At 67.3% G+C, this 21,152-nt stretch carries 20 protein-coding genes and 1 other annotated feature; of the genes, 10 read left to right on the top strand and 10 right to left on the bottom strand.

Features of this window, described 5'->3' with window-relative positions; genetic code table 11:
• The first annotated feature begins 35 nt into the window (after positions 1-35).
• Genes FHS94_RS01365 through FHS94_RS01355 form a run of 3 tightly spaced genes read left to right on the top strand, consistent with a single transcriptional unit; the run spans position 36 to position 2,094 of the window.
• On the top strand, positions 36-869 hold the full coding sequence (locus FHS94_RS01365; RefSeq protein ID WP_184054400.1) for a cell division protein FtsX: 834 nt from the start codon (positions 36-38) through the stop codon (positions 867-869).
• A complete protein-coding gene (locus FHS94_RS01360; RefSeq protein ID WP_221234456.1) occupies positions 869-1,402 on the top strand; it encodes a YdcF family protein in 534 nt (177 codons plus the stop codon). The genes FHS94_RS01365 and FHS94_RS01360 overlap by 1 nt, the downstream gene beginning before the upstream one ends.
• On the top strand, positions 1,399-2,094 hold the full coding sequence (locus FHS94_RS01355) for a 1-acyl-sn-glycerol-3-phosphate acyltransferase (protein ID WP_184053737.1): 696 nt from the start codon (positions 1,399-1,401) through the stop codon (positions 2,092-2,094). Before FHS94_RS01360 ends, FHS94_RS01355 begins: the two co-directional genes overlap by 4 nt.
• Before the next feature lie 37 nt (positions 2,095-2,131).
• Here the strand turns inward: FHS94_RS01355 and FHS94_RS01350 are convergent, their stop codons facing one another.
• From FHS94_RS01350 to FHS94_RS01325, 6 genes are all read right to left on the bottom strand, one after another.
• A complete protein-coding gene (locus tag FHS94_RS01350; RefSeq protein WP_184053734.1) occupies positions 2,132-3,793 on the bottom strand; it encodes an ATP-binding protein in 1,662 nt (553 codons plus the stop codon).
• Between the two features lie 77 nt (positions 3,794-3,870).
• Positions 3,871-4,632: a TIGR02186 family protein gene (locus FHS94_RS01345; RefSeq protein ID WP_184053730.1), complete on the bottom strand. Its 762-nt coding sequence runs from the start codon at positions 4,630-4,632 to the stop codon at positions 3,871-3,873.
• Complete coding sequence (locus tag FHS94_RS01340) at positions 4,629-5,543, bottom strand: TSUP family transporter (RefSeq protein WP_184053727.1); 915 nt, start codon at positions 5,541-5,543, stop codon at positions 4,629-4,631. The genes FHS94_RS01345 and FHS94_RS01340 overlap by 4 nt, the downstream gene beginning before the upstream one ends.
• Positions 5,544-5,604: 61 nt before the next feature.
• A complete protein-coding gene (locus FHS94_RS01335) occupies positions 5,605-6,636 on the bottom strand; it encodes a hypothetical protein (protein ID WP_246348277.1) in 1,032 nt (343 codons plus the stop codon).
• Positions 6,633-7,997, bottom strand: a complete 1,365-nt coding sequence (locus FHS94_RS01330) for a glycosyl transferase family protein (RefSeq protein ID WP_184053724.1) — start codon at positions 7,995-7,997, stop codon at positions 6,633-6,635. The genes FHS94_RS01335 and FHS94_RS01330 overlap by 4 nt, the downstream gene beginning before the upstream one ends.
• 127 nt (positions 7,998-8,124) lie before the next feature.
• Positions 8,125-8,634 carry an outer membrane protein assembly factor BamE gene (locus FHS94_RS01325; RefSeq protein WP_184053721.1) on the bottom strand — a complete coding sequence of 170 codons (510 nt, stop codon included), beginning with the start codon at positions 8,632-8,634 and terminating at the stop codon, positions 8,125-8,127.
• 66 nt (positions 8,635-8,700) lie between these two features.
• On the opposite strand from FHS94_RS01325, the gene FHS94_RS01320 reads away from it, so the two are divergent.
• Both FHS94_RS01320 and FHS94_RS01315 read left to right on the top strand, forming a co-directional pair.
• Complete coding sequence (locus FHS94_RS01320; protein WP_184054396.1) at positions 8,701-9,258, top strand: ubiquinol-cytochrome C chaperone family protein; 558 nt, start codon at positions 8,701-8,703, stop codon at positions 9,256-9,258.
• Positions 9,255-9,779 (top strand): YceD family protein, encoded by a 525-nt coding sequence (locus tag FHS94_RS01315; RefSeq protein ID WP_184053718.1) that lies wholly within the window; start codon positions 9,255-9,257, stop codon positions 9,777-9,779. Before FHS94_RS01320 ends, FHS94_RS01315 begins: the two co-directional genes overlap by 4 nt.
• Positions 9,780-9,820: 41 nt before the next feature.
• Here FHS94_RS01315 and FHS94_RS01310 read toward each other — a convergent pair whose 3' ends face one another.
• Together FHS94_RS01310 and FHS94_RS01305 are read right to left on the bottom strand one after the other, a co-directional pair.
• Positions 9,821-10,354 carry a histidine phosphatase family protein gene (locus FHS94_RS01310; protein WP_184053715.1) on the bottom strand — a complete coding sequence of 178 codons (534 nt, stop codon included), beginning with the start codon at positions 10,352-10,354 and terminating at the stop codon, positions 9,821-9,823.
• Positions 10,351-13,116, bottom strand: coding sequence for an ATP-dependent DNA helicase (locus FHS94_RS01305; protein ID WP_184053712.1), 2,766 nt, complete (start codon positions 13,114-13,116; stop codon positions 10,351-10,353). Before FHS94_RS01305 ends, FHS94_RS01310 begins: the two co-directional genes overlap by 4 nt.
• A gap of 111 nt (positions 13,117-13,227) precedes the next feature.
• Here FHS94_RS01305 and FHS94_RS01300 point away from each other — a divergent pair, with 111 nt between their 5' ends.
• Positions 13,228-13,692, top strand: coding sequence for a hypothetical protein (locus FHS94_RS01300; protein WP_184053709.1), 465 nt, complete (start codon positions 13,228-13,230; stop codon positions 13,690-13,692).
• A 20-nt stretch (positions 13,693-13,712) separates the two neighbouring features.
• Here FHS94_RS01300 and FHS94_RS01295 read toward each other — a convergent pair whose 3' ends face one another.
• The gene (locus FHS94_RS01295; protein WP_184053707.1) at positions 13,713-15,209 is read right to left on the bottom strand and encodes a SulP family inorganic anion transporter; all 1,497 of its coding nucleotides are present in this window, start codon (positions 15,207-15,209) and stop codon (positions 13,713-13,715) included.
• Between the two features lie 66 nt (positions 15,210-15,275).
• Positions 15,276-15,331, bottom strand: a sequence feature (sul1 is cis-regulatory element that is thought to sense ions involved in sulfur or methionine metabolism; They are found in Alphaproteobacteria).
• 88 nt (positions 15,332-15,419) lie between these two features.
• Here FHS94_RS01295 and FHS94_RS01290 point away from each other — a divergent pair.
• From FHS94_RS01290 to FHS94_RS01275, 4 genes are all read left to right on the top strand, one after another.
• Entirely contained in the window at positions 15,420-17,036 is a 1,617-nt protein-coding gene (locus FHS94_RS01290) for a lysine--tRNA ligase (protein WP_184053704.1), read from the top strand.
• A gap of 78 nt (positions 17,037-17,114) precedes the next feature.
• On the top strand, positions 17,115-17,705 hold the full coding sequence (locus FHS94_RS01285) for an SOS response-associated peptidase family protein (RefSeq protein WP_184053701.1): 591 nt from the start codon (positions 17,115-17,117) through the stop codon (positions 17,703-17,705).
• The gene (locus FHS94_RS01280) at positions 17,702-18,703 is read left to right on the top strand and encodes an arginase family protein (protein ID WP_184053698.1); all 1,002 of its coding nucleotides are present in this window, start codon (positions 17,702-17,704) and stop codon (positions 18,701-18,703) included. The genes FHS94_RS01285 and FHS94_RS01280 overlap by 4 nt, the downstream gene beginning before the upstream one ends.
• A gap of 70 nt (positions 18,704-18,773) precedes the next feature.
• Positions 18,774-20,018: an endo-1,4-beta-xylanase gene (locus FHS94_RS01275; protein ID WP_246348276.1), complete on the top strand. Its 1,245-nt coding sequence runs from the start codon at positions 18,774-18,776 to the stop codon at positions 20,016-20,018.
• 180 nt (positions 20,019-20,198) lie between these two features.
• On the opposite strand, the gene FHS94_RS01270 is transcribed toward FHS94_RS01275, so the two are convergent.
• A complete protein-coding gene (locus tag FHS94_RS01270; protein WP_184053696.1) occupies positions 20,199-21,131 on the bottom strand; it encodes an electron transfer flavoprotein subunit alpha/FixB family protein in 933 nt (310 codons plus the stop codon).
• Positions 21,132-21,152: the final 21 nt, after the last annotated feature.

Here is a 21,152-nt window from a genome sequence, read left to right as displayed (position 1 = left end):
GCACGCACCGGCGCGTGCTGGACGAGGCGGGCGGCATGGGCGCCATGACGGGGGTCATGGCCATCATGCTCTTCTTGACCGTGCTGTCGGCAGCAACGGGCCTGGGCACTGCCGCGGCGGCGCGGCTGCTCGATCGCGATCTTGCCGGGCGATTGACGGTGCAGGTCGTGAAGGGCGACCCTGCAAGCCGCGACGCCGCCGCGACCCGGATCACGGCAGCTTTGCGCGCCAGCACTGACGTGGTGGCAGTGTCAACGGTGCCACGTGCGGAGCTTGCGCGTCTGTTGCGCCCCTGGCTCGGCGATGATGCCGGCGATGCGGCGCTGCCCGTACCCGCGCTGATCGACATACAGCTGCGCGATCCGGGTGACACGGCTGCAGACCGGGTGGCTGCCCTTGTCGCAGGAGCAGTGCCCGACGCCCGGGTGGACCGGCACCAAGCGTGGATGTCGCCGGTGAATGGCGCCATGCGAACGGTGGTTCTGCTCGCGCTCGGGCTGGTACTGTTGATGGCGGCGGCAACCGCAGCCGTTGTGGTGCTGGCGGCGCGTGCCGGCCTTCAATTCCACCGGGCAACGATCGACGTGATGCATATGCTCGGCGCAACCGATGTGCAGATCGCCCGCCTTTTCCAGCGCAGGATCGCGCTCGACGCAGCATTCGGAGGCGTGGTGGGCGGTGCGGCGGCGCTGGGCGTCACCGCAGCGCTGCAGGCGCAAATGGCGGCGCTAGGATCCGAACTGCTGGGCAGCACGCGGCTGGGCACAGGCGACTGGGTGCTGCTGGCCTTGCTGCCCTTGTGCTTTGTTGCGCTTGCAACGTTCGCCGCCCGGCTGGCGGTGCTGCGGGCTTTGGGGCGCACATTGTGATGACCCGGCTGATCGCGCTCCTGGCCCTTGCCTGGAGCCTTGGCTTTTGTGTGTTCATGCTCGCCCTTGCACCGCCGCTGGAGGGTACGACCACCGATGCGATTGTAGTCCCGACGGGCGGGCCCGGACGGATTAATCGCGGGCTGGACCTGCTGCGTGCCCGGCAGGGCAAGCGAATGCTGGTCACGGGCGTTGCACCGGGCGTGCGACCCGTCGATCTGGAGCGAGAATATGGCGCCAGCCCTGCCTTGCTGCGCTGCTGTGTCGACTTGGGCGCCCAGGCGGTGGACACGCGCGGCAATGCCGAGGAGACGGCGCAATGGGTCCGCGAGCACCGGTACCGCACGGTGCGCCTGGTCACGTCCGACTGGCACGTTGCGCGCGCGCGCATGGAGCTGTCGGCCGCGCTGGGAAGCGACGTGCTGGTGTTGGGTGACGGCGTCCCCAGCACGCCGCGGCTGACGGGGCTGGTCAACGAATACAACAAGCTGATCCTGCGTCGGGTCGCGCTCTGGCTGGGGATGGGCGGGTGACGAACTGGTTACGGACGATCGTCTTTTACATCGTCTTTTATGGGCTTTCCGTGCCCATCGTGCTGTCGGTTCCGATCAGCGCGCTGTTCGGGCGCGCTGCGGTGATCCGCCATGCTACCTTCTGGTCGAACCTGCAGCGTCGGCTTGCGCGACCGATCCTGGGGATCACGGTGCGCGTAGAAGGCTCGCGGCCCGCCGGGCCCGCCCTGTACGCTTCCAAGCATCAGGCGATGTTCGAGACGCTGGAATTGCAGGCGCGGCTGGACGGTCCCGCCATGGCGCTGAAGCAGGAACTGGCCAACATTCCGTTCTGGGGATGGGCGGCTCGGCGCTATGGTGCGCTGGTCGTGGACCGCGATGGGTCAGCCGCTGCGCTGCGCAGCATGATCCGGGAGGGTGCGGCAGCGCGCGACGCTGGGCGGTCGGTGCTGATCTTTCCCGAAGGAACCCGGGTGCTGCCGGGCGAACAGCCGCCCATCAAGTCCGGCTTCGCGGGGCTGTACCGAATGCTCGGCATGCCCGTCGTCCCAGTGGCGGTCGACAGCGGCGTCGTGTGGCCGCGCAAGGGCGCGAAGAAGCCCGGCGTCATCACGATACGGTATGGGGAGGTAATCCCGACCGGCCTTCCGCGCGCGGAAGTCGAGCAGCGCGTGCACGCCGCCATCAATGCGTTGGATGAATCCAGGGCCTGATCGGGCGACGACCAGGCCCGCTCGGGTCATCCGCGGGTCACTTACCCTGCGCGCGCCACCGCTTGATCGTGCGGGTGATGATCGCTTCCTCGTCGCCGACCTCGCGCCATAATTGCGAAAAGACGGGATCTCCCGATGCCGGCCGCTTTGCCTCTTCCAGCGTGTCGAGCGCGACTCGGATCGGGATGGACACGCCTTCCCCGCAGATGATGCACTCGCGATTGCGCAGCGCCGGAATGGATTCGAGGAACCCGCGGGCACCCTCGGGCATCGCGGCACGAACAAAGGCCTGGTCGCGCTCGTTGTTGAGGCGCATCGCGATGATCGTGCCGCACTGTGACAGCACGCCTTCCGACAGATCGGATGGCCGCTGCGTGATCAGGCCCAGGCTGACGCCGTACTTACGCCCTTCCTTTGCGATCCGGGCCAGGATGCGACCGACCGACGACTTCGCAACGCCGTTGTCCGCGGGAATGTAGCGATGTGCCTCCTCGCAAACGAGCAGGATCGGCCGTTGCGGCTCATTTCGCGACCAGATCGCGTAGTCGAACACCATGCGGCTGAGCACTGCAACAACTACTGAAGTGATATCCGACGGCACGCCCGAGACGTCGATGATCGAGATGGGCTTGCCATCGCCCGGCATGCGGAACACCCGGCCGATGAAGTTTGCCATCGTATCCGCTACCAGCATGCCGGAGAACATGAAGCCGTAGCGCGGGTCAGCCTTGATCTCCTCGATCTTGGTCTTCAGGCGCAGATAGGGCGCGGTATCCCCTGCCCGGTCCATCTTGCCCATCTCGAGCTGGATGAGGTTGGTCAGATCGCTGAGCATGTACGGAATGGGCGCGTCGACCGTCAGCTTCGGAATCTCCTGCCCAAGCCGGCTCTTGCCGCGCGCCATCAGCAGGCACTTCGCCAGGATGTCTCCATCGATCTGCCGCTCGGACCCGGAGGTGGTCAGGAACACCTCGCAGTGTTCCTCGAAGTTCATCAGCCAATAAGGCATTTGCAGGTTGTTGACGTCGTACAGCGCGCCGTTGGTCTTGAAGGCCGCACCATATTCGCCGTGCGGATCGATCATCACGATATGGCCCAAGGGTGCACGCTCGCAGATCCGATGGAGAAGCAGCGCGGCGCCGGTTGATTTGCCGGTACCGGTCGACCCCACCAGCGCGAAGTGCTTGCCCAGCATGGCATCGATCAACATCGACGCACGCACGTCCTTGGTCGGATAAACGGTGCCGACGCCAACGCTGGGGACTGTGTCGGCGGCATAAACCTGGCGCAGGTCACCCGTCGTGACCGGTACGACGTGGCAGCCGGGCACCGGATACCGAGTCACGCCGCGACGGAAGTTGTACAGCTTGCCCGTCAGCCGCTCCTCATCGCCTTCGCCCAGAAAGTCGATCTCGGCGACGATCCGCCCGGCGCCGGTTTCCTGATAAACAAGGCTGCGGACATTGGCGACGAGCCACGACCCGCCAACCCGCATCTTGATCTGGCTGCCGACCTGGCCGGCGCTCGCCGCGACGGGATCGGGATGCGCCATCGCCGCTTCCAGGGCAGCCGGATCCAGCACCACCTGGCTCGATGCGCCAGCAACCGAGAGCACAAAGCCGATCGCCTCCTCTCCCGAAAGTGGCGTGGCGGCGGGAACCGCGTTCTCGAAGGCAGCGGATCCGGGCATGAAGGTCATGAGGTCACTCGTTGGCAAGACACGCATCGTGCCTAGTCGCCGAGTCTTAAATTCCGGTAGGCGCGCGCTTTCTGCCGTCAGATCCGGCGCGCGATCACCCCCGCCACCCAGCCGAACAGCACGGACAATGCCACGGCGGTAAGTCCGTACAGCACGGCCGAGCGATCCGCCGCGCGCGCGACAAAGCGCTCGAACCCCGATTTGCGGACGTCGATGTCGCGCACCGCCGCGGCCAGCACGCGACCATGGCGAATCAGAAAGGTTTCGGCAGTGAAGCGGCCGACGGGCACGCGTGCGGGCACCGTCACGCGGGCGCGGTACAGCACGCCACCGGTTACCTCTACGGCGCCCGGCGCTTCGTAGTACAACCCCGACCGCTCACGAAGCTCAACCAACCCCCGCTCGAACCGCTCCTCGACGTCGGAAGTCGCCGCGCTGGCGGGGGAGAGTTGCAGGCTGTCGAGGCCCAATTCGTAGATCGCACGACTACGCTCATCGACCAGGGTGCGGATCGGGCGGGATGAAGCAATCGCGTAAAAGGACGGCGCCGAGCGGTAGCGGAGGCGTTCGGCATTGACCCAGATGCCGGCCACCTTCTCCTTCTCACGTACCAGTATCGACTGGGTGGGACCCTTCACCACCACGACGATCTCTGCCGGTTCTTCACCCGGCGGGGGTCGGCCACCGGGGTAAAGGATAGCGCCAAACAACAGCAGTTCCGCGCCCGTGAATGAGTACGCGATCTGCACCTCACGTTGTGACACGTCGGGCACCAGCACGGGCTTCGCCTGGCCCAGCAACAGGGGCGCGAAGAGCAGGAGCAGCGCCGGCCGAATCACGCGAGCTCGACCGTGAAGATCGCTTCCGGACGCCAGACCAGGCCCAGCAGCACCCGTGCCCCGATCAGCAGCACCACGATCGCGAGGCCGAGCCTTAGATATTCAGGCTTTATCCGCGACGCGAACCGGGCGCCTACCTGCGCCCCGGCGACCGACCCGAGCAGCAGCAAGGCGGCGAGCACGATGTCGACTGCCTTGGTCGTGGTGGCATGCACCATGGTCGCGACGGCCGTTACGAACAGCGTCTGGAACAAGCTTGTACCGACCACGGTCTGCGTTGCCATCCCCAGCAGGTAAACACATGCCGGCACCAGGACGAAGCCGCCGCCTACGCCCAACAGAATGGTCAGGATTCCCACGCCGAAGCCCAGCAGCAGCGGCGCCAAGGGGGAGATGTACAGGCCCGATTTGTAGAAGCGGGTGCGCAAAGGCAGCGCCGCGACCAGCGGATGGTGCCGCCGCTTGCGGGGCCGCGGCTTCAGGTGGCCGCGGGCCACCGCAATCGCGCGGATGGATTCGCTGGCCATCATCCAACCGATCCACCCGAGCATGACGACGTACACGACACCGATCACCAGATCGATCTGGCCGATTGCCTGGAGCAGGCGGAAGATTTGCGCGCCAGCGATCGAGCCCGCGATCCCACCCGCTACCAGGACGCCGCCCATCTTGGTGTCGACCCCGCCGCGTCGCCAATGTGCGAAAACGCCCGAGACGCTGGCCCCTGTTACCTGGCTGGCGGCGGACGCCGCAGCGACCGTGGGCGGTATTCCATACACGATCAGCAGCGGTGTGGTCAGGAACCCACCGCCCACGCCCAACATGCCAGACAACAGGCCCACGCCGCCACCCAGCAGCACGATCACCAGCGCATTGACCGACAGGTTGGCAATGGGAAGGTACAGGTCCACGCCAACCCGCTTACCCGCCTGCTGCTTTGGCCGCTAGCAGGGCATGCACCGCGATGCCGTGCTAGAAGTCGGTGCCGAGTGAAAAGGCTGGGCCGCTGCCCGGGCTCGCCTTGCCGGCGACCCGCTCTCGCCAGTCGAGCGTCAGGCGAAAAGCCCGCGTACCCACCGGTACACGCATCCCCATGGTCGGGCCGACATCAACGCGTCCCGTGCCGCGCTGAACCGCGCCCCAACTTCCCGCTCCGATATCGACCTGCGTGCGGCCGAGCGTCGCCACGGGGCGGACCAGGCGGGCGGCACCATCTGCGAACCCTTCCACCACGTTACGCGCAACGGCACCGGCCTGCGCATAGGCCTCCAGCGTCGCCCCGGCGACGATCGGGCGTGGCCCGATCCCCCCGAGCGCCATCAGCGTCGGGCCCCCGCGCCCGCCGTCCAGGCTGAAGCGCTGCTCGGCCACAAGCCGTACTGGGAGCGCCGTGGGCCGCCATTCTAGTCCGATCGCCGCCTCTCTTCCGGCGCCCTGAAGCGGCGTCGCAGCCCGGGCTGCCAAGGCGATGCGGCGCTCCTTATCAAGCCCGTAGGTGAGCCGTATGCCGGCCTGTGAGCCACCCAGGCGCCCGCCGCTCAGCGTCCCGCCGGAACCCCCGCGCGCCAATAGCCAGGCGCTGCCCGACAGGCGTGTCGTGCCGGACGGGGGTGGCGTTGGGCGAAGCGGAGGCGGGATCGTGCCCAATTCCGCCCTGTCCTGGTTCCGCCCCGCGGGAACGGTTTCTCCCGCCGCAACCGGAGCGGTGAGGGCCAGGGCAACATCATGGTTCAACGGTGCCGGCCCGTGTGCCAGCGCGGATCCGGGTGGAGGCGCAGCGACGGATCCAGACGCCAGCGTCCGCTCAGCCCTATGCGCGTTCTTGATCGGGGGAGGTACTTGGATCACCACCCGGGGCGGCAGGGTTGCGGCCGCCAGTGGCGGCGCGACCGCGCGTACCAGCGCGGGGACGCCATCGATGCTGGGCCACAGCATGATGATGCGCAGGGCTGTCCACCCGGCAAGCGTGCCGCCGAGGAACCGGATCGGTCGTCCGCGCTTCATTGGGGCACGCTTGCCAGGTCCGGGAAGTGGTGGCGGGTCTTGTCCCAGCGCGGTGGCTGCCCCGCGAGCATGCCCATGTACATCCTCATGGCGCGCCGCGCAGCGATCAGGGCGACCAGGTTACCGACCAGGAAACGGGGAATAGCCAGTAAGCCCTCAAGCCGGCCGTGGACCTTTGCGGTTGCGGTAGCTCGCATCGCCAGCCGCCATGCAAGCAGGGCGGTATTGGTGACGAACAGCCAGGTCGGGATCGTGGCCGGCGCCTGTGTCCCGCTCAGCTTGTGCAGCAACAGGCTTGCACCCCAGCTGAGCAGCGCGATGTACGCGATGGCCAGCACCAGCATGGCGAGCGGTGCACGCCGGTCCCGCATCCGCATCCAGTGATCGCTGAGCGCCCTTGCCGGGCCCCAGCCGGTGCGGTCCCACCCGGCAAGCGCGATGCCGGTCATCCAGCGTGCTTTTTGCCGGACGGCAGCGGCCAGCGTGCCCGGAAAGAAAGCCCGGACGGCAACTATCCGCCCGCGATCGTCCGTGACCCGAACGAAGCTGCCATGGCCGCCCAGTTCTGCGATGCGCAGGCCCAGCTCATAATCTTCGGTCAGGCTGGCAGCATCGAAGGGGTCGCCGCCACGCGCATGGGCGATCTGCGCCAGCATCGGCGTCGCGATCGCACATCCCGTTCCCGCCAGCGGCATGCCCGCACCCAGGGCGGTGCGGACCAGCATGTGGCGTCCATGCGCCTCGGCAAATTCGTCGGCATAGTGCCCGCCGATCCAGCGGGAAGCAGGGTCAATCAACGGCACAACAGGGATTTGCACGACGTCCGCGACGTCGATCAGGGCATCGAACAAGTCCAGCTCGTCGGCGTGAACAACGTCCTCTGCATCGTGCAACACAACGGCGCGGGTTGATTGGCCGTCGGCGGCGTCGTCGCGCAGAAGTGCGTGCCACACCGCGTTCAGGTTGTCGGCCTTGGTGGTCGGACCCACCGCGCTGTTGATCACCAGCCGGACCCGCGCGTCATATTCCGCGACGGCTGCAACCGCGTCGATCGTATCCGGATCGTTCGGGTAACAGCCGACGAAGATGCGGTAGTCGGGATGTTGGTACCGGATCAACGCTGCGTCGAGCATCCGCCCGATCACGTCAGCTTCATGCCAGGCGGGAACAAACACCGCCATGCGCCCGGCGACTCGCCGCGGCGACAACTTAAAGGGCACGTCCGGGCCGCGTCGGATACGACGCCACCAGTATAGCAGGTCTACTGCCAGATCATCGATACCGCCGATCAGCAACATCGCCGCCTCGAACAACACGAGTTCGCGCGCGAGCGGATCGACGAAATGCGCCACCCCTTCCACGCCCTGCCCCCTGCGTGTTCCCCAGGGCGGGTGTGGCGTACAAGCCTATGTTACGCAAGCGTAACTTGCCCGACATATCGCGCCGGTTCTCGGATCATGCGGAAAGCGAACGCTAGCGCTGCCCCGTTCAGGGCGTGGTGCGACCCCCGCCGCCGCCACCACCCGCGCCACCGCTGCCGCCCATCGGCGCGCCTACGGTGCCGATATTGCCGAACAGATCCTCGAAGAAGCCGCGCTTCTTGCCCAGCGTCGGGGTTGTCTTGCTGCTCGGCTCGACCGACGCGATCTGCTCAGTGCCGCTGCGGCGGATCGCCGTTACGTTGCCAGCCGGGTCGAAGCTGATCTGCAGGGTGATCTGCGCCTTTGCCCGCGGATTGCGGAAGGCAAGGTTGCGGCTGTCGCGAGCGACATAATACCAGTCACCGCCGTTCGCGTCCTTGGCGAACTGGCTGGTGAAGCTTGGTCTTCCAAGCGTCGCCAGCACTGACTGACGGTTGTCGACCCCCGGCTGAACGGAGTTCACCAGGTCCGCATCGACGATGTAGCCCTGATGCGAGCGCACGGGAGTGCAGGCGCCGGCTGCGAGCGCGACCAGCGTCGCGGCGATGACGGGGCGGACAGAAAGCGGCAAACGCATGGATACTCCGTGGCGCAAACGGGCCGGTCGCGGGCGCCGATTGCATCGGCCGGCCACCATGTCGATATGCGAGGCGGACGCGGCGCACAAGCCGCACAGGGTTCGAAGGGCAGGCGAGTGGGTTTAGTTGATCGAATTCTGGGCAGGCGACGGGACCAGGCCTTGCCCTTGTACAATGCGGCGGTGGCGCGTGCCCGGCAGGAGCATTGGTACGTGGAAGGGGCAGTGCCCGACACCGTGGATGGCCGGTTCGACACGATCGCAGCCGTGCTGTCGATGGTATTGCTGCGGTTGGAGGAGGAGCCGGCCGGCGCCGCACCGGCCGCGCACCTGACCGAGCGATTCGTCGACGACATGGACCAGCAGCTGCGTGAGATCGGCATCGGAGACATCACGGTTGGCAAGCACATTGGCAAGCTGATGGCGGCGTTGGGCGGCCGGCTCGGCGCCTATCGCGACGCGCTGGCGGCGGGGGACCTTGGTCCGGCGCTGATCAAGAACCTTTACCGGGGTGAGGCGCCGGCCCCAGAGGCGCTCGAGCATGTGGCCGGCGCGCTCTCCGCATTCCGCTCGCACCTGTCTGCCGTCCCGATCGCACGGCTGCTGGAAGGGGACCTACCGTGACTCCCGAATTTCCTCGGCCTGAGCGTGTCGATACCATCGGCCCGCGCGAGCGCGAAATTGCGGTCGAAGCCAATGCCGACGAGCGGGAGCGCCTCGCTCGTCGATTCGGCCTTTTGTCACTCGACCGGCTTGAGGCGGCGTTCCGCGTCAGGCGTGAGCAGGCCGGCATCAAGGTGAGCGGGCGTGTGCTGGCGGACCTTGTTCAGCCCTGTTCCGCCAGCGGGGAGCCCGTTCCCGCACACATCGACGAGGCCGTGGACCTGCTTTTCGTGGATCCCGGCTCAGCCGCTACCGACGAAGTGGAACTGACTGCCGACGCGCTGGACACGATCGAGATCGAAAATGGCGTTGTCGACTTGGGGGAGGCAGCCGCCGAGACAGTGGCGCTGGCGCTTGATCCCTTTCCTCGCGCGCCCAATGCTGCCGAGGTGCTTCGCAACGCCGGCGTGCTGAGCGAGGAAGAGGCCGGCCCTATGAGCGGGCTCGCTGCCGCGCTGAAGGACAAGCTCGGCGGCCGTTAACGAAAAGGCGGATGGAGGATAACTTCGCGTTGGGCCAATGCCTAAACAGCATCGGGCCCAAGTGTCGGGTCCAGGTCACGCGGGCGCACGAAGCGGGTCAGCGATGCCGTGCCCGGCGCCACATCGGCCCAGTCGCCGGAAAATGTCATCTCGGCGACTGAAGCGGTCGGGTATTTGGCCGCTACTTCCTCACGAAGGCTCCCCGCGTTCGGCGAAACCAGCGTCAGTATCAATTCCTCCAGGCCTGGATTGTGCCCGACCAGGAGAACTCGCTCCGCCTGCTGCTCCCGCGCGACCTCGATCAGCGTGTCGGGGCTGGCGAGATAGAGCCGACGATCGAACGTCGCGTCCAGCGGACTACCATAACCGGCGCTGACGGCCTGCAGTGTTTCGGCAACACGCCTGGCGGGGGATGCGATCACCGCGTCAAAGTGGAGGTTCAGCTCGGCCAGGTGGCGCCCCATGCGCTCGGCCGCCCGGAAACCCTTGTTGTTGAGCGGCCGGTCGACATCCAACAGGCCAGGATCATCGGCGCCGCCCGATTTGGCGTGGCGCAACAGCGTCAACGTCTTCACGGGCGTGCCTCCCCCGGACCGGGCTCGGTCACGGCCGTCGCTTCATGCCCGACCGTGTTCGGATTGGAAAGCGCCGGCGTGGCCAGCGTCGGGACAGTTGAACCTAGGCGGGCCGCGACTCGGATCACTGCCTCGTCCAGCGTCACCCGCGCGACCGGCGTACCCTCCGGAAAGGCGGTCAGGAGCCGCGACGGCGTGGCGGCCGACAGCAGCACGAACATGCCCTGATCGTCGGCACGCCGGATCAGTCGCCCAAATGCCTGCGCCAGCCGCGCGCGCACGATGCGATCGTCATATCCAGTGCCGCCTCCCACCAGTCGCCTGGCGGCGTGCAGCACCGTTGGCTTTGGCCAGGGGACGCCCTCCATGACCACCAGACGCAGCGACTCGCCCGGCACGTCCACCCCGTCGCGCAAGGCGTCGGTACCGAGCAGGGACGCGTGCGGATCATCCCGAAAGATGTCGACCAACGTGCCCGTGTCGATCGGATCGACGTGCTGGGCGTGCAGCGGCAATCCGTCACGGGCCAGGCGGTCCGCGAGCCTCGCATGCACCGCGCGCAGCCGCCGGATCGCGGTGAACAGCCCCAACGTGCCTCCGCCCGCCGCCGCGATCAGCCGGGCATAGGCGCCCGCCAGCTCTGCGATATCGCCCCTCTTCACGTCGGTGACGATCAGCACCTCAGCGCGCGCCGCATAGTTGAACGGACTTTGCGCGGTGAAGCGGGAGGGCGCACGCAACAGATGCGGCGCACCGACCCGCGCCTCCGCGGTGGACCAATCTCCCCCGTTCGTGAGCGTCGCCGACGTGACGAGCGCGCCGTGCGCGGGCTTCAGCACCACCTCGGCGAAGGGGCGGGTGGGGTCCAGCCAGCGGCGATGCAGGCCCACGTCCCATTCGCGCCCTTCCGCCCGGTCGACGCTCAACCAATCAACGAAGTCAGGATCCGCCGGGCCACCCACCCGCGAGAGCAGCGCAAGCCACGCAGCCACCGTTTCCGCGCGCCAGCCGATAGACGCGATCGCCCCTTCGATCCGTGCGCGTGCCGGCCCGTCCATCCAGTCGGGCGCCTCGGCCAGCAACGCCTCCAGCCGCCGCGCAAGTCCGTTCAGCGGACGGACCAGCGCGTCGAGCGCCGCTGCCGCTGGCTGCGCCGCGTCGATCAGAGCAGGCGTTGGCTCGGCCAGCTCCGTTTCCAGCCCGTAGCCCGCGTCGCCGGGCAGCTCGGCACGCGCATAGGTCAGGCCCCGAACGGCGGCGAGCAGCGCTTCCACGGGCCCATGCGGTGCGCCCTCCACAAGACGCCCGAGCCAACCGTCGGACGGCAGGCAGCGCGCAGCGTCCACAGCGTCGCCGATCGCGCGCTGTGCCGCCTCGTCATAGCTTGCCGCGTCAGAAAGGCGCGCGGCCAGGCCCCGCCGCCGCCCACGACCGCCTGCCTCCGGCCCCAGGATCCAGCGCCTGAGCTCGATCGTCTCGGCCCCGGACAGGACAGTGCCGAACATCGCGTCGGCAGCGTCGAACAGGTGATGCCCCTCGTCGAAGACGTAGCGCGTTGGACGGGTGGCCAGCTCGCGCCCACGCGCGGCGTTGACCATCACCAGCGCGTGGTTGGCGATCACCACATCGGCTTCGGCCGACGCCCGTGCGGCACGCTCGATGAAGCATTTCCGGTAATGTGGGCAGCCTGCATAGACGCACTCGCCGCGCCTGTCGGTCAGCGCAGCGGGCCCGTTGCGCCGGAACAGAGTCGGCAGCCAGCCTGGCAGGTCTCCACCGACCATGTCGCCGTCGGCGCTGAACGCGGCCCAGCGCGCCACCAATTGCGCCAGCACCGCCGCGCGTCCGGCGAAGCCGCCCTGCAGCGCGTCCTCCAGGTTGAGCAGGCACAGATAGTTCTCGCGTCCCTTGCGCGTCACCACGCGCTGGCGCCGCTCGGCGGCATCGGGGAACAGCCGCTCGGTTTCGTGGGAAAGCTGGCGTTGCAGCGCCTTGGTATAGGTGGAGATCCACACCGCGCCGCCCGCGCGCTCCGCCCACAGGCTTGCGGGCGACAGATAGCCCAGCGTCTTACCGATCCCTGTGCCCGCCTCCGCCAGCACCAGATTGGGCGCATCCCGCATTGCGCGCGGGGTGAATGCTTCAGCGGCGGCGGCGGCGTAAAGGCGTTGACCCGGCCGTTCCTCTGCACCCTGCCCTGTAAGCGCCGCCAGCCGAGCCTGCGCCTCCGACGGGTCCAATGTCACGGTGCGCGGGACAGGGCGGGGCGGCGCTTCCTCCCATTCGGGCAGGCGGCTGAACAGCCAGCGCTCGTCGCGCGGCGGCTTCGCAACTCGCTCCACCACCGATGGTCCCCAAGGCCAGCGCATCCGGAACAGCGCCTGCGCGCTCGCCCAGGCTCCCTCGCGCTCCGCCCAGTTTCCCGCTGGCACCGCCAGCAATGATTCAGCGGCTTCGAGCAGAAAGGCGGCGACATCCTCGTCTTGCTCGGGCGGGGACAGGTCCACGGCGCGCGCCAGTCCTCGCGGTGTCGGAACCGCAAAACGAGCGGGGTGGATGAACGCGAACAGCTCAAGCAGGTCGAGCCCCGACAGCTCGGCATAGCCCAGCCGCTGCCCGATCAGCGGCGCATTGAGCAGGACCACCGGCGTGTCTGCAGCAAGCCGGATCGCCTCGCCACGCCCGATTGCGCGCGTGCCGGCCCCGTCAGCGACCCAGATGCCGCCATGGCTTGCGTGAAGGGCTAGATGGGGAAGCGGCATGGGCGTGTCCCGAAATGCGAGCGGCGGAACGGATTGGCAACCCGCAGCTCATGGAGAAACTTCAGTCGCGCCCGCGCGTCTTCTCTCCGAAGCCAAGATCAGGAGCGTGAGATGGCCCTCAAGGACGTGGTTGAAGGGATCGAGAACCGGGTTGATCACCTGTTGCACCATGAACAGGCCGACCCTGCCGAGCAGCGCCAACCGGTGCTGGAAGCGATCGATCGCGTGGCCGATCAATGGAAGAACAATCGCGATGGCGAGAACCATGATTGGTGGAGCGAGTCGGACGGCCTGGTCGCCTTTTCCCCGACGCTGTCGAACGGTGCCCCGCTGACCATCGACGGGGTCACCACCAACTTCATCCCTGCCGACCGCTTCCCGGACTATCTCGCCTCCATGCGGCATGAGGTGGAGAGCGGCACGTTCGACGCGGAGATCCATGGCGGGCTCACCGGCTCGGGCAATGTCAGCGGGCTTGCCACCGTGCCGTTGACCCGATCCCGCGACGGCGAGGTTGGGCCGTCGGAGGGCGCGCCCGATCATGACGGGCTCAGCGACCGCATCCAGGACCGGTGATCCGGAACACAGGCGCGGCGTCAATGCGGCGTCGCGCCCAGTTCCACCCCCGTCTTGTCGTGCAGCGCGAATCGGTCAACCAAGTCGGCGCTGGCGCGGTTATAGCCGATTACCTCGACGGCCCGTCCGTCGCGGCGCAGCTTGGTCAGTATCTTGTTGAGCGCACCGACACCTGAAATGTCCCAGAAATGCGCCGCAGACACGTCGATGGTGACGTGGCGGGAAGGTTCCTCGCCGGCGAAAGCCCGGGTGAAGCGGTCGACCGAGGCGAAAAAGATATTGCCGGTCACGCGATAGGTCGCCGCCGCGCCGTCCGGTGAGGCGTCTCGGTGCACCGCGAACATCCGCCGTACCTTGCCGGCAAAGAAGATGCCGGACAGCAGCACGCCCGCGAGCACCCCTTGCGCCAGGTCGCGGGTCGCGACCACCACCGCCACCGTCACCAGCATAACCGCCGATGAGGTTGGCGGGTGGCGGCGCAGGTTCGGGATCGAGTTCCAGCTGAATGTGCCGATCGACACCATGATCATCACCGCGACCAGCGCCGGCATCGGGATGCGCCCGACGACGGGCCCCAGGACCGCGAGTAGGAACAGCAGGAACACGCCCGCGACCAGGGTCGACAGCCGCCGGCGCCCGCCCGAGGTCACGTTGATGACGGATTGGCCTATCATCGCGCATCCGCCCATGCCGCCGACCAGCGCCGCGGCGATATTGGCGCCACCTTGGCCGAGGCATTCGCGCCGTTTGTCACTGTCGCTGTCCGTCATGTCGTCGACGATCTGCGCCGTGAGCAGCGATTCGAGCAGCCCGACTGCAGCCATGGTCAACGAATAGGGCAGGATGATCCGGAGCGTATCCAGCGTCAGCGGCACGTTAGGCCAGGTGAGGCTCAGCAGGCCTTCTGGCAGTCGGCCCATGTCGCCCACCGTCCGGACCGGCAGGCCCATGGCGATGCTGATCGCGGCGAGCACGACGATGCCGACAAGCGGAGAGGGCACGGCGCGGGTGACGCGCGGCAAGAGGTAGATGATCGCCAGCCCGGCAGCGACCATGGCGTAGCTGTGCCAGGTCACGCCCATCAGTTGTGGCAGCTGCGCCAGGAAGATCAGGACGGCGAGCGCATTGACGAAGCCGGTGATAACCGACCGTGACACGAACTGCATCAGCAGGTCCAGCCGCGCCAACCCCGCCGCGATCTGGATCATCCCCATCAGGATCGTAGCGGCGAACAGGTACGGGACGCCGTGATCGCGCACCAAGGGCGTCACCACCACCGCAACAGCCGCCGTCGCGGCAGAAATCATCGCCGGCCGGCCACCCAGGAACGAGATCACCGTCGCGATCGCGATGGAGGCATAAAGGCCGACCCGCGGGTCGACACCGGCGATGATCGAGAAACCGATCGCCTCCGGGATCAGCGCCAGCGCGACCACAATGCCGGCAAGCACGTCGCGCCGCGCCTGCCCGGCATCGGTGAACCATTGCGCCCGGTGGCGGGCGAGGGTGGATGTCATGTTTGGCAACCAGGAAGAGTGATGCCCGTCGCATCGTCGCTGGCGCGACCTGAAGCGTGGCGGGCATGTTGTCCGGCGGATCGGCGGCCGGAATAGCCACCCGGGGTTGCACCGGGTCCTTGCAGTTGCGCCCGTCCATAGCGGCTGATCACACCGATCGGCAACCCGGCATTGCCAGCGTCTTGACGGGTGCTTAGGTCGCGAGGCTCTATGACCGACGTTGATACCGCCCTGCGCGCCGCGGCGCTGGAGTCCAAAGCCTGGCCCTTTGAGGAGGCGCGCAAGCTCCTCGCCCGCTATCCAAATGGCAAGCCGTCGGCGGACGGCCAGCCTTCACCGATCCTGTTCGAGACGGGCTACGGGCCCTCGGGCCTGCCGCATATCGGCACGTTCAACGAAGTGTTGCGCACCACCATGGTCCGCCGCGCCTTCGCTGCGCTGTCCGATCAGCCGACGCGGCTAGTGGCGTTCAGCGATGACATGGACGGATTGCGCAAGGTGCCCGACAACGTCCCCAATGGCGCGATGTTGGCCGAGCATCTGGGCAAGCCGCTGTCGCGCATTCCCGATCCGTTCGGCACGCACGACAGTTTCGCCGCGCACAATAATGCGATGCTGCGCCAGTTTCTCGACCGGTTCGGCTTTGAGTACGAATTCGCCTCCTCGACCGAATACTATGCTTCGGGCCGATTCGACGACGCACTGAAGCTGGTGCTGCGTCACTATGACGCGATCCAGGCGGTGATGCTGCCCACGCTCCGTGCGGAGCGGCGCGCCAGCTATTCGCCGGTGCTGCCGGTCAGCCCGACATCGGGCGTCGTGCTGCAGGTGCCGGTCGAAGTGGTGGACGCTGACGCGGGCACCATCGCGTTCACTGACGAGAGCGGCGAGCGGATCGTCCGGTCGGCGCTGGGCGGCCTCGCCAAGCTGCAATGGAAGGTCGACTGGGCGATGCGCTGGGTCGCGCTCGGCGTCGACTATGAGATGGCGGGCAAGGACCTGATCGACTCGGTCACCCAGTCAGGCAAGATCGCCCGAGTGCTTGGTGGTCGGCCGCCCGAAGGCTTCACCTATGAGATGTTTCTCGACGAAAAGGGCGAGAAGATCTCCAAGTCAAAGGGCAACGGGCTCAGCCTTGACCAGTGGCTGACCTATGGTCCCGAGGAGAGCCTCGCCTTCTTCGCCTATCGCGAGCCAAAGAAGGCCAAGCAGCTCCACATGGGCGTGATCCCTCGTGCGGTGGACGAATATTGGCAGTTCCACGGCGCCTATCCGGGCCAGGCGATCAAGGAACAGCTCGGCAATCCCGTTCACCACATCCATGGTGGCGAGGTGCCCACGGGCACACTGCCGGTGACGTTCGGGTTGCTGCTGAACCTGGTCGGCGTGATGGGCGATGCCACGCGCGAGCAGGTCTGGGGTTATCTCGCCAACTATGTTCCCGACGCGACGCCTGAGAGCGAGCCGGAGCTCGACCGACTGATCGGCCACGCGCTCGCCTATGCCCGCGATTTCGTCGCGCCAACGCTGGTCCGCCGCGCGCCCGAGGGCGTGGAGGTGGACGCGCTCCGCCGCCTGGATGCCGAACTCGCCGCCCTGCCGGCGGATGCGAGCGCCGAGGACATTCAGAACATCGTTTATGAGATCGGCAAGGGCCAGTTCGGGGATGGGGGCGGCTTTGAGTCGCTCCGCGACTGGTTCAAGGCGCTCTACGAAACGCTGCTCGGCTCCAGCCAGGGTCCGCGCATGGGCAGCTTCATCAAGCTTTACGGCATCAAAAACAGTCGTGCTCTGATCGCGCAGGCGCTGGAGCGCGTCGCCGCCTGATCGGGTCGGGGCGGGGCGGGCGCTTGCCCCGCCCGACCGGCACGATACGCTCACCCCTGACCATCGGAGAGCCCGCCCATGTGCAACGAGGCCGCCCGCCGCATCGAACTCGGGCTATTGCGCGAAGATTGGGGTCAGACCGGCATCCCGCTCCGCTTTCCGGAAGGGCCGCCCAACATGGCGCCGCTCGATGGCTTCCGCATCACGGAACAGACCACCATCATCCGCGCGGCTGCCGACGCACCGGCGGAAGCGGAACTGGTGACGCGGCGCTGGAGCTGGCCGGGTCCGGGTGGCAAGCCGGTGTACAATTACCGCTCGGACGGACGGCGGCTGGTTGAAGGGCGCTGCTTGATCCCGGTGGACTCCTTCTACGAGTTCACCGCCCCAGAAGAGCCGGGTGCCAAGCGGAAAACCAAATGGGCGTTCCGCCTGGTCGGGCATGACTGGTTCTGTATCGCCGGGCTGTTCCGGCGCGACCCGGCGGTCGGGGAGGCGTTCACCATGCTCACCTGCCCTCCCGGTCCCGACATCGCCCCCTATCACTCGCGTCAGGTTGTGGTGCTCGGCCGCGAACAATGGGCGAACTGGCTCGATCCCCGGGTTCCCTCGGCGGAGCTGACGCAGCCCTTGCCCGCCGGCAGCCTGACCGTGGAGCGGGTCGGGTGAGGCGGTTCTTTGATCCAGCCCAACTCGCCCATGCCCCGCTTTATGAGCTGTGGAACGGCGCGCAGTCACCGTATGCCGACACGCCCGAGCGCGCCCAGATCATCCTGGCCGCGATCGGCGGGGCGGAGCGGCCCCAAGATCGTGGCATCGCTCCGCTGCTACGCGTCCACGACGCTGCCTATCTCGACGCGCTGCAACGGGTGCCGGACCTGTGGCGAGAGGCGGGGCGAGCGGGTGATGCCATCCCCTACGCCTTCCCCGTGCATCGTCGGGCACAGCAACTGACCCGAGTCGACGCGCTGCTCGGCCGACACGCGTTCGACACCGTGACCCCGATCACACCGCAAGCCTTCACCGCGAGCTATGCGGGTGCGCAAGCCGCCCTTGCTGCGGCACAAGCGGTGCTGGATGGCGACCGCGCCGCCTTCGCGTTGTGCCGCCCGCCCGGCCACCATGCCGGCCGCGATTATTGCGGCGGCTACTGCCACATCAACGCCGCGGCCGTGGCAGCCCAGGCCGCGCGCGATGCGGGCGTAGGGCGGGTCGCGATCCTCGACATCGACTATCATCATGGCAACGGCACCCAGGACATCTTCTGGGGCCGGGGGGACGTGTTCTTCGCCTCGGTCCACGCCGACCCGGCGACGGACTATCCCTTCTACTGGGGGCATCCGGGTGAGGCGGGCGAGGGTGACGGGCATGGCGCGACACTCAACCTGCCGCTGCCGCACGGGACGCGACTCGACGCGTTTCGCCGCGCCCAAGCCATCGCGCTTGATGCAATCGGGCGGTTCGACCCAGGCCTACTGGTCGTCAGCTTTGGTGCGGATACCTGGGAAGGCGACCCGATCAGCCACTTCGCGCTAACCACGCCCGACTACGCGGTTCTTGCCCGCGACATCGCCCGTGCTGATTGGCCGACCGTGATCGTCATGGAAGGCGGATATGCCGCCGGCGCGCTCGGCCACAACGTCGCAAGCTTTCTGTCGGGATTCTAAGCCGTTGTAATCACGCGCTGGTAGCGTCACCATTCGCCCGGCCGGCAAGGAACCGGCAGGGAGAGACCTGATGGAGCGGATCACGCGGCGGCAGAGCCTGGTGCTGGGCACAGGGCTGGCCGTCACCGCATGTGGCGGCGGAGGAGGCAGCAGAGGCGGTACGGTACCGATCGTGTCAGCCCCGACGCCGACTCCATCACCCGCACCCAGTCCCGCGCCCAGTCCCGCCCCCAGCCCGACCCCCACGCCGACCCCTGGCGGTACGGCCAGCCTGTCCGCGCTGGCTGCGACCCGCAACATGCGCTTCGGCTCCACCTTCGCCTGGAGCGCTGCCGGCGATGCGGGCTCGTTCGCCAATCCCAGCTATGCTGCGCTGCTCGAGCGTGACTGTTCGATACTGGTGCCCGAGAATGAGCTGAAGTGGCAGGCGCTGCGTCCGAGCGTGGATCGCTTCGATTTCGACCGCGCTGACGCGATGCTCGCTTATGCGCAGTCCAGGAACATGGCCATGCGAGGCCATACGCTGCTCTGGTACGTGGCCGAGCGCTTCCCGGGCTGGCTCACCACCTATGACTTTGGCAGCAATCCGCGAGCCGAGGCGGAGCGGCTGGTCCGCGAACACGTTCAGACCGTCACGCGCCGCTACGGCAACCAGATTGCCAGCTGGGACGTGATCAACGAGGCGGTGGACCCGGCGACCGGTGCCCTGCGGACCAACTCACTCTCTCGTGCCGTCGGCGGCGATGCCAGCCTGCTCGATCTCGCCTTCCGCACAGCAAGGGCGGAACTGCCAACCACGCAGCTCGTCTACAACGACTATATGGACTGGGGTACGCCGACCCATCAGGCCGGCGTTCTGGCCCTGCTGCGAGGCTTCCGAGAGCGCGGCGTGCCGGTCGACGCACTCGGCGTACAGTCGCACATCGGCTTTTACTCCACAGCGTCCGCCGCGGCGATCGTTGATCAACGAACTGCGGGTTGGCGCGCGTTTCTCGATCAGGTCGTGGCGCTTGGCTATGATCTGGTCGTGACGGAGATGGACGTTACCGACGTTGATCGCCCTTCCTCCGACCCGGCGGTGCGTGACGCCGATATTGCGACGCTGGGCAGGGGCTGGCTCGACATCATGATGAGCTACCGCCAGCTCAAGGACGTACTGTTCTGGGGCATGAGCGATCGGTACAGCTGGTTGCAGTCGTTCCAGCCGCGCCGCGATGGCCTGCCGCTACGGCCCAATCCCTATGATGCAGTGTTCGCGGCCAAACCGCTGCGCGAAGCGGTAGCGGACGCGTTCCGGGCGACGGCGGTGCGCTGACCGGCAGAAAATGGCCGGTCGGGACTAAACGCTTGGTCACGACGGCTGAGCCGAGTGACGGCTGAAGACTGGGATATTGAGCGGCGGGGGCCGTCACGGGAGTTGCTCCCGTGACGTCGGACACGGCTGGTGCCGCGCCGACCGGGCCTGTTGCGCCAGCGCTGGCCGGCGCTAACAGGCCTACAGCTTCTCCGTCAGTTCGGGCACGATCTTGAACAGGTCGCCGACCAAGCCGATGTCCGCGACCTGGAAAATCGGCGCGTCCTCGTCCTTGTTGATCGCGACGATGATCTTTGAATCCTTCATGCCGGCAAGATGCTGGATCGCACCGGAGATGCCGACCGCGACATAGACTTCGGGTGCCACAATCTTGCCGGTCTGGCCGACCTGGTAGTCGTTGGGGACAAAGCCTGCATCCACCGCCGCGCGGCTCGCGCCGACGCCGGCGCCGAGCTTGTCGGCCAGCGGCTCGATAAGCTCGCGGAACTTCTCGCCCGAACCCAGCGCCCGCCCGCCTGACACGATCACCTTCGCGCTGGTCAGCTCGGGGCGCGCGTTGGCCGCGATCTCGGAACCAACAAAGGTCGACACACCCTTGTCGGCGCCGCTTGCGGCCACGGCCTCGACCGTGCCCGAGCCGCCCGTCGCCGCCGCCTTCTCAAAGGCGGTGGTGCGGACGGTGATGACCTTCTTGGCGTCCGACGTCTGCACGGTCGCAATGGCGTTGCCGGCATAGATCGGGCGGGTGAAGGTGTCCTCGCCCTCAACCGACAGGATGTCGCTGATCTGCATGACGTCCAGCAGCGCGGCGACACGCGGGGCAATGTTCTTGCCCGACGTGGTCGCCGGCGCCACGAACGCGTCGTGGTGGCCCATCAGCTCGACGACCAGCGGCGCGACATTCTCAGCCAACGCATGGGCGAAGGCGGCATCATCGGCGACATGGACCTTGCCCACACCCGCGATCTGGGCAGCAGCCTGTGCCACGGCGTCTACGCCCTGACCTGCGACGAGCAGATGCACCTCGCCCAGCTTCGACGCCGCGGTCACGGCGGATAGGGTCGCGTCCTTCACGGAGCCGCCGTCGTGCTCGACCCAAACCAGAGTCTTCATGTCTCTTGTCCTCGCTTCGAG

Origin of the sequence: Sphingomonas aerophila, from assembly GCF_014199305.1 — a bacterium.
Taxonomy (GTDB): Bacteria; Pseudomonadota; Alphaproteobacteria; order Sphingomonadales; family Sphingomonadaceae; genus Sphingomonas; species Sphingomonas aerophila.
The sequence above is the reverse complement of the archived record's forward strand: the minus strand, read 5'-3'. Positions and strand labels throughout refer to the sequence as shown.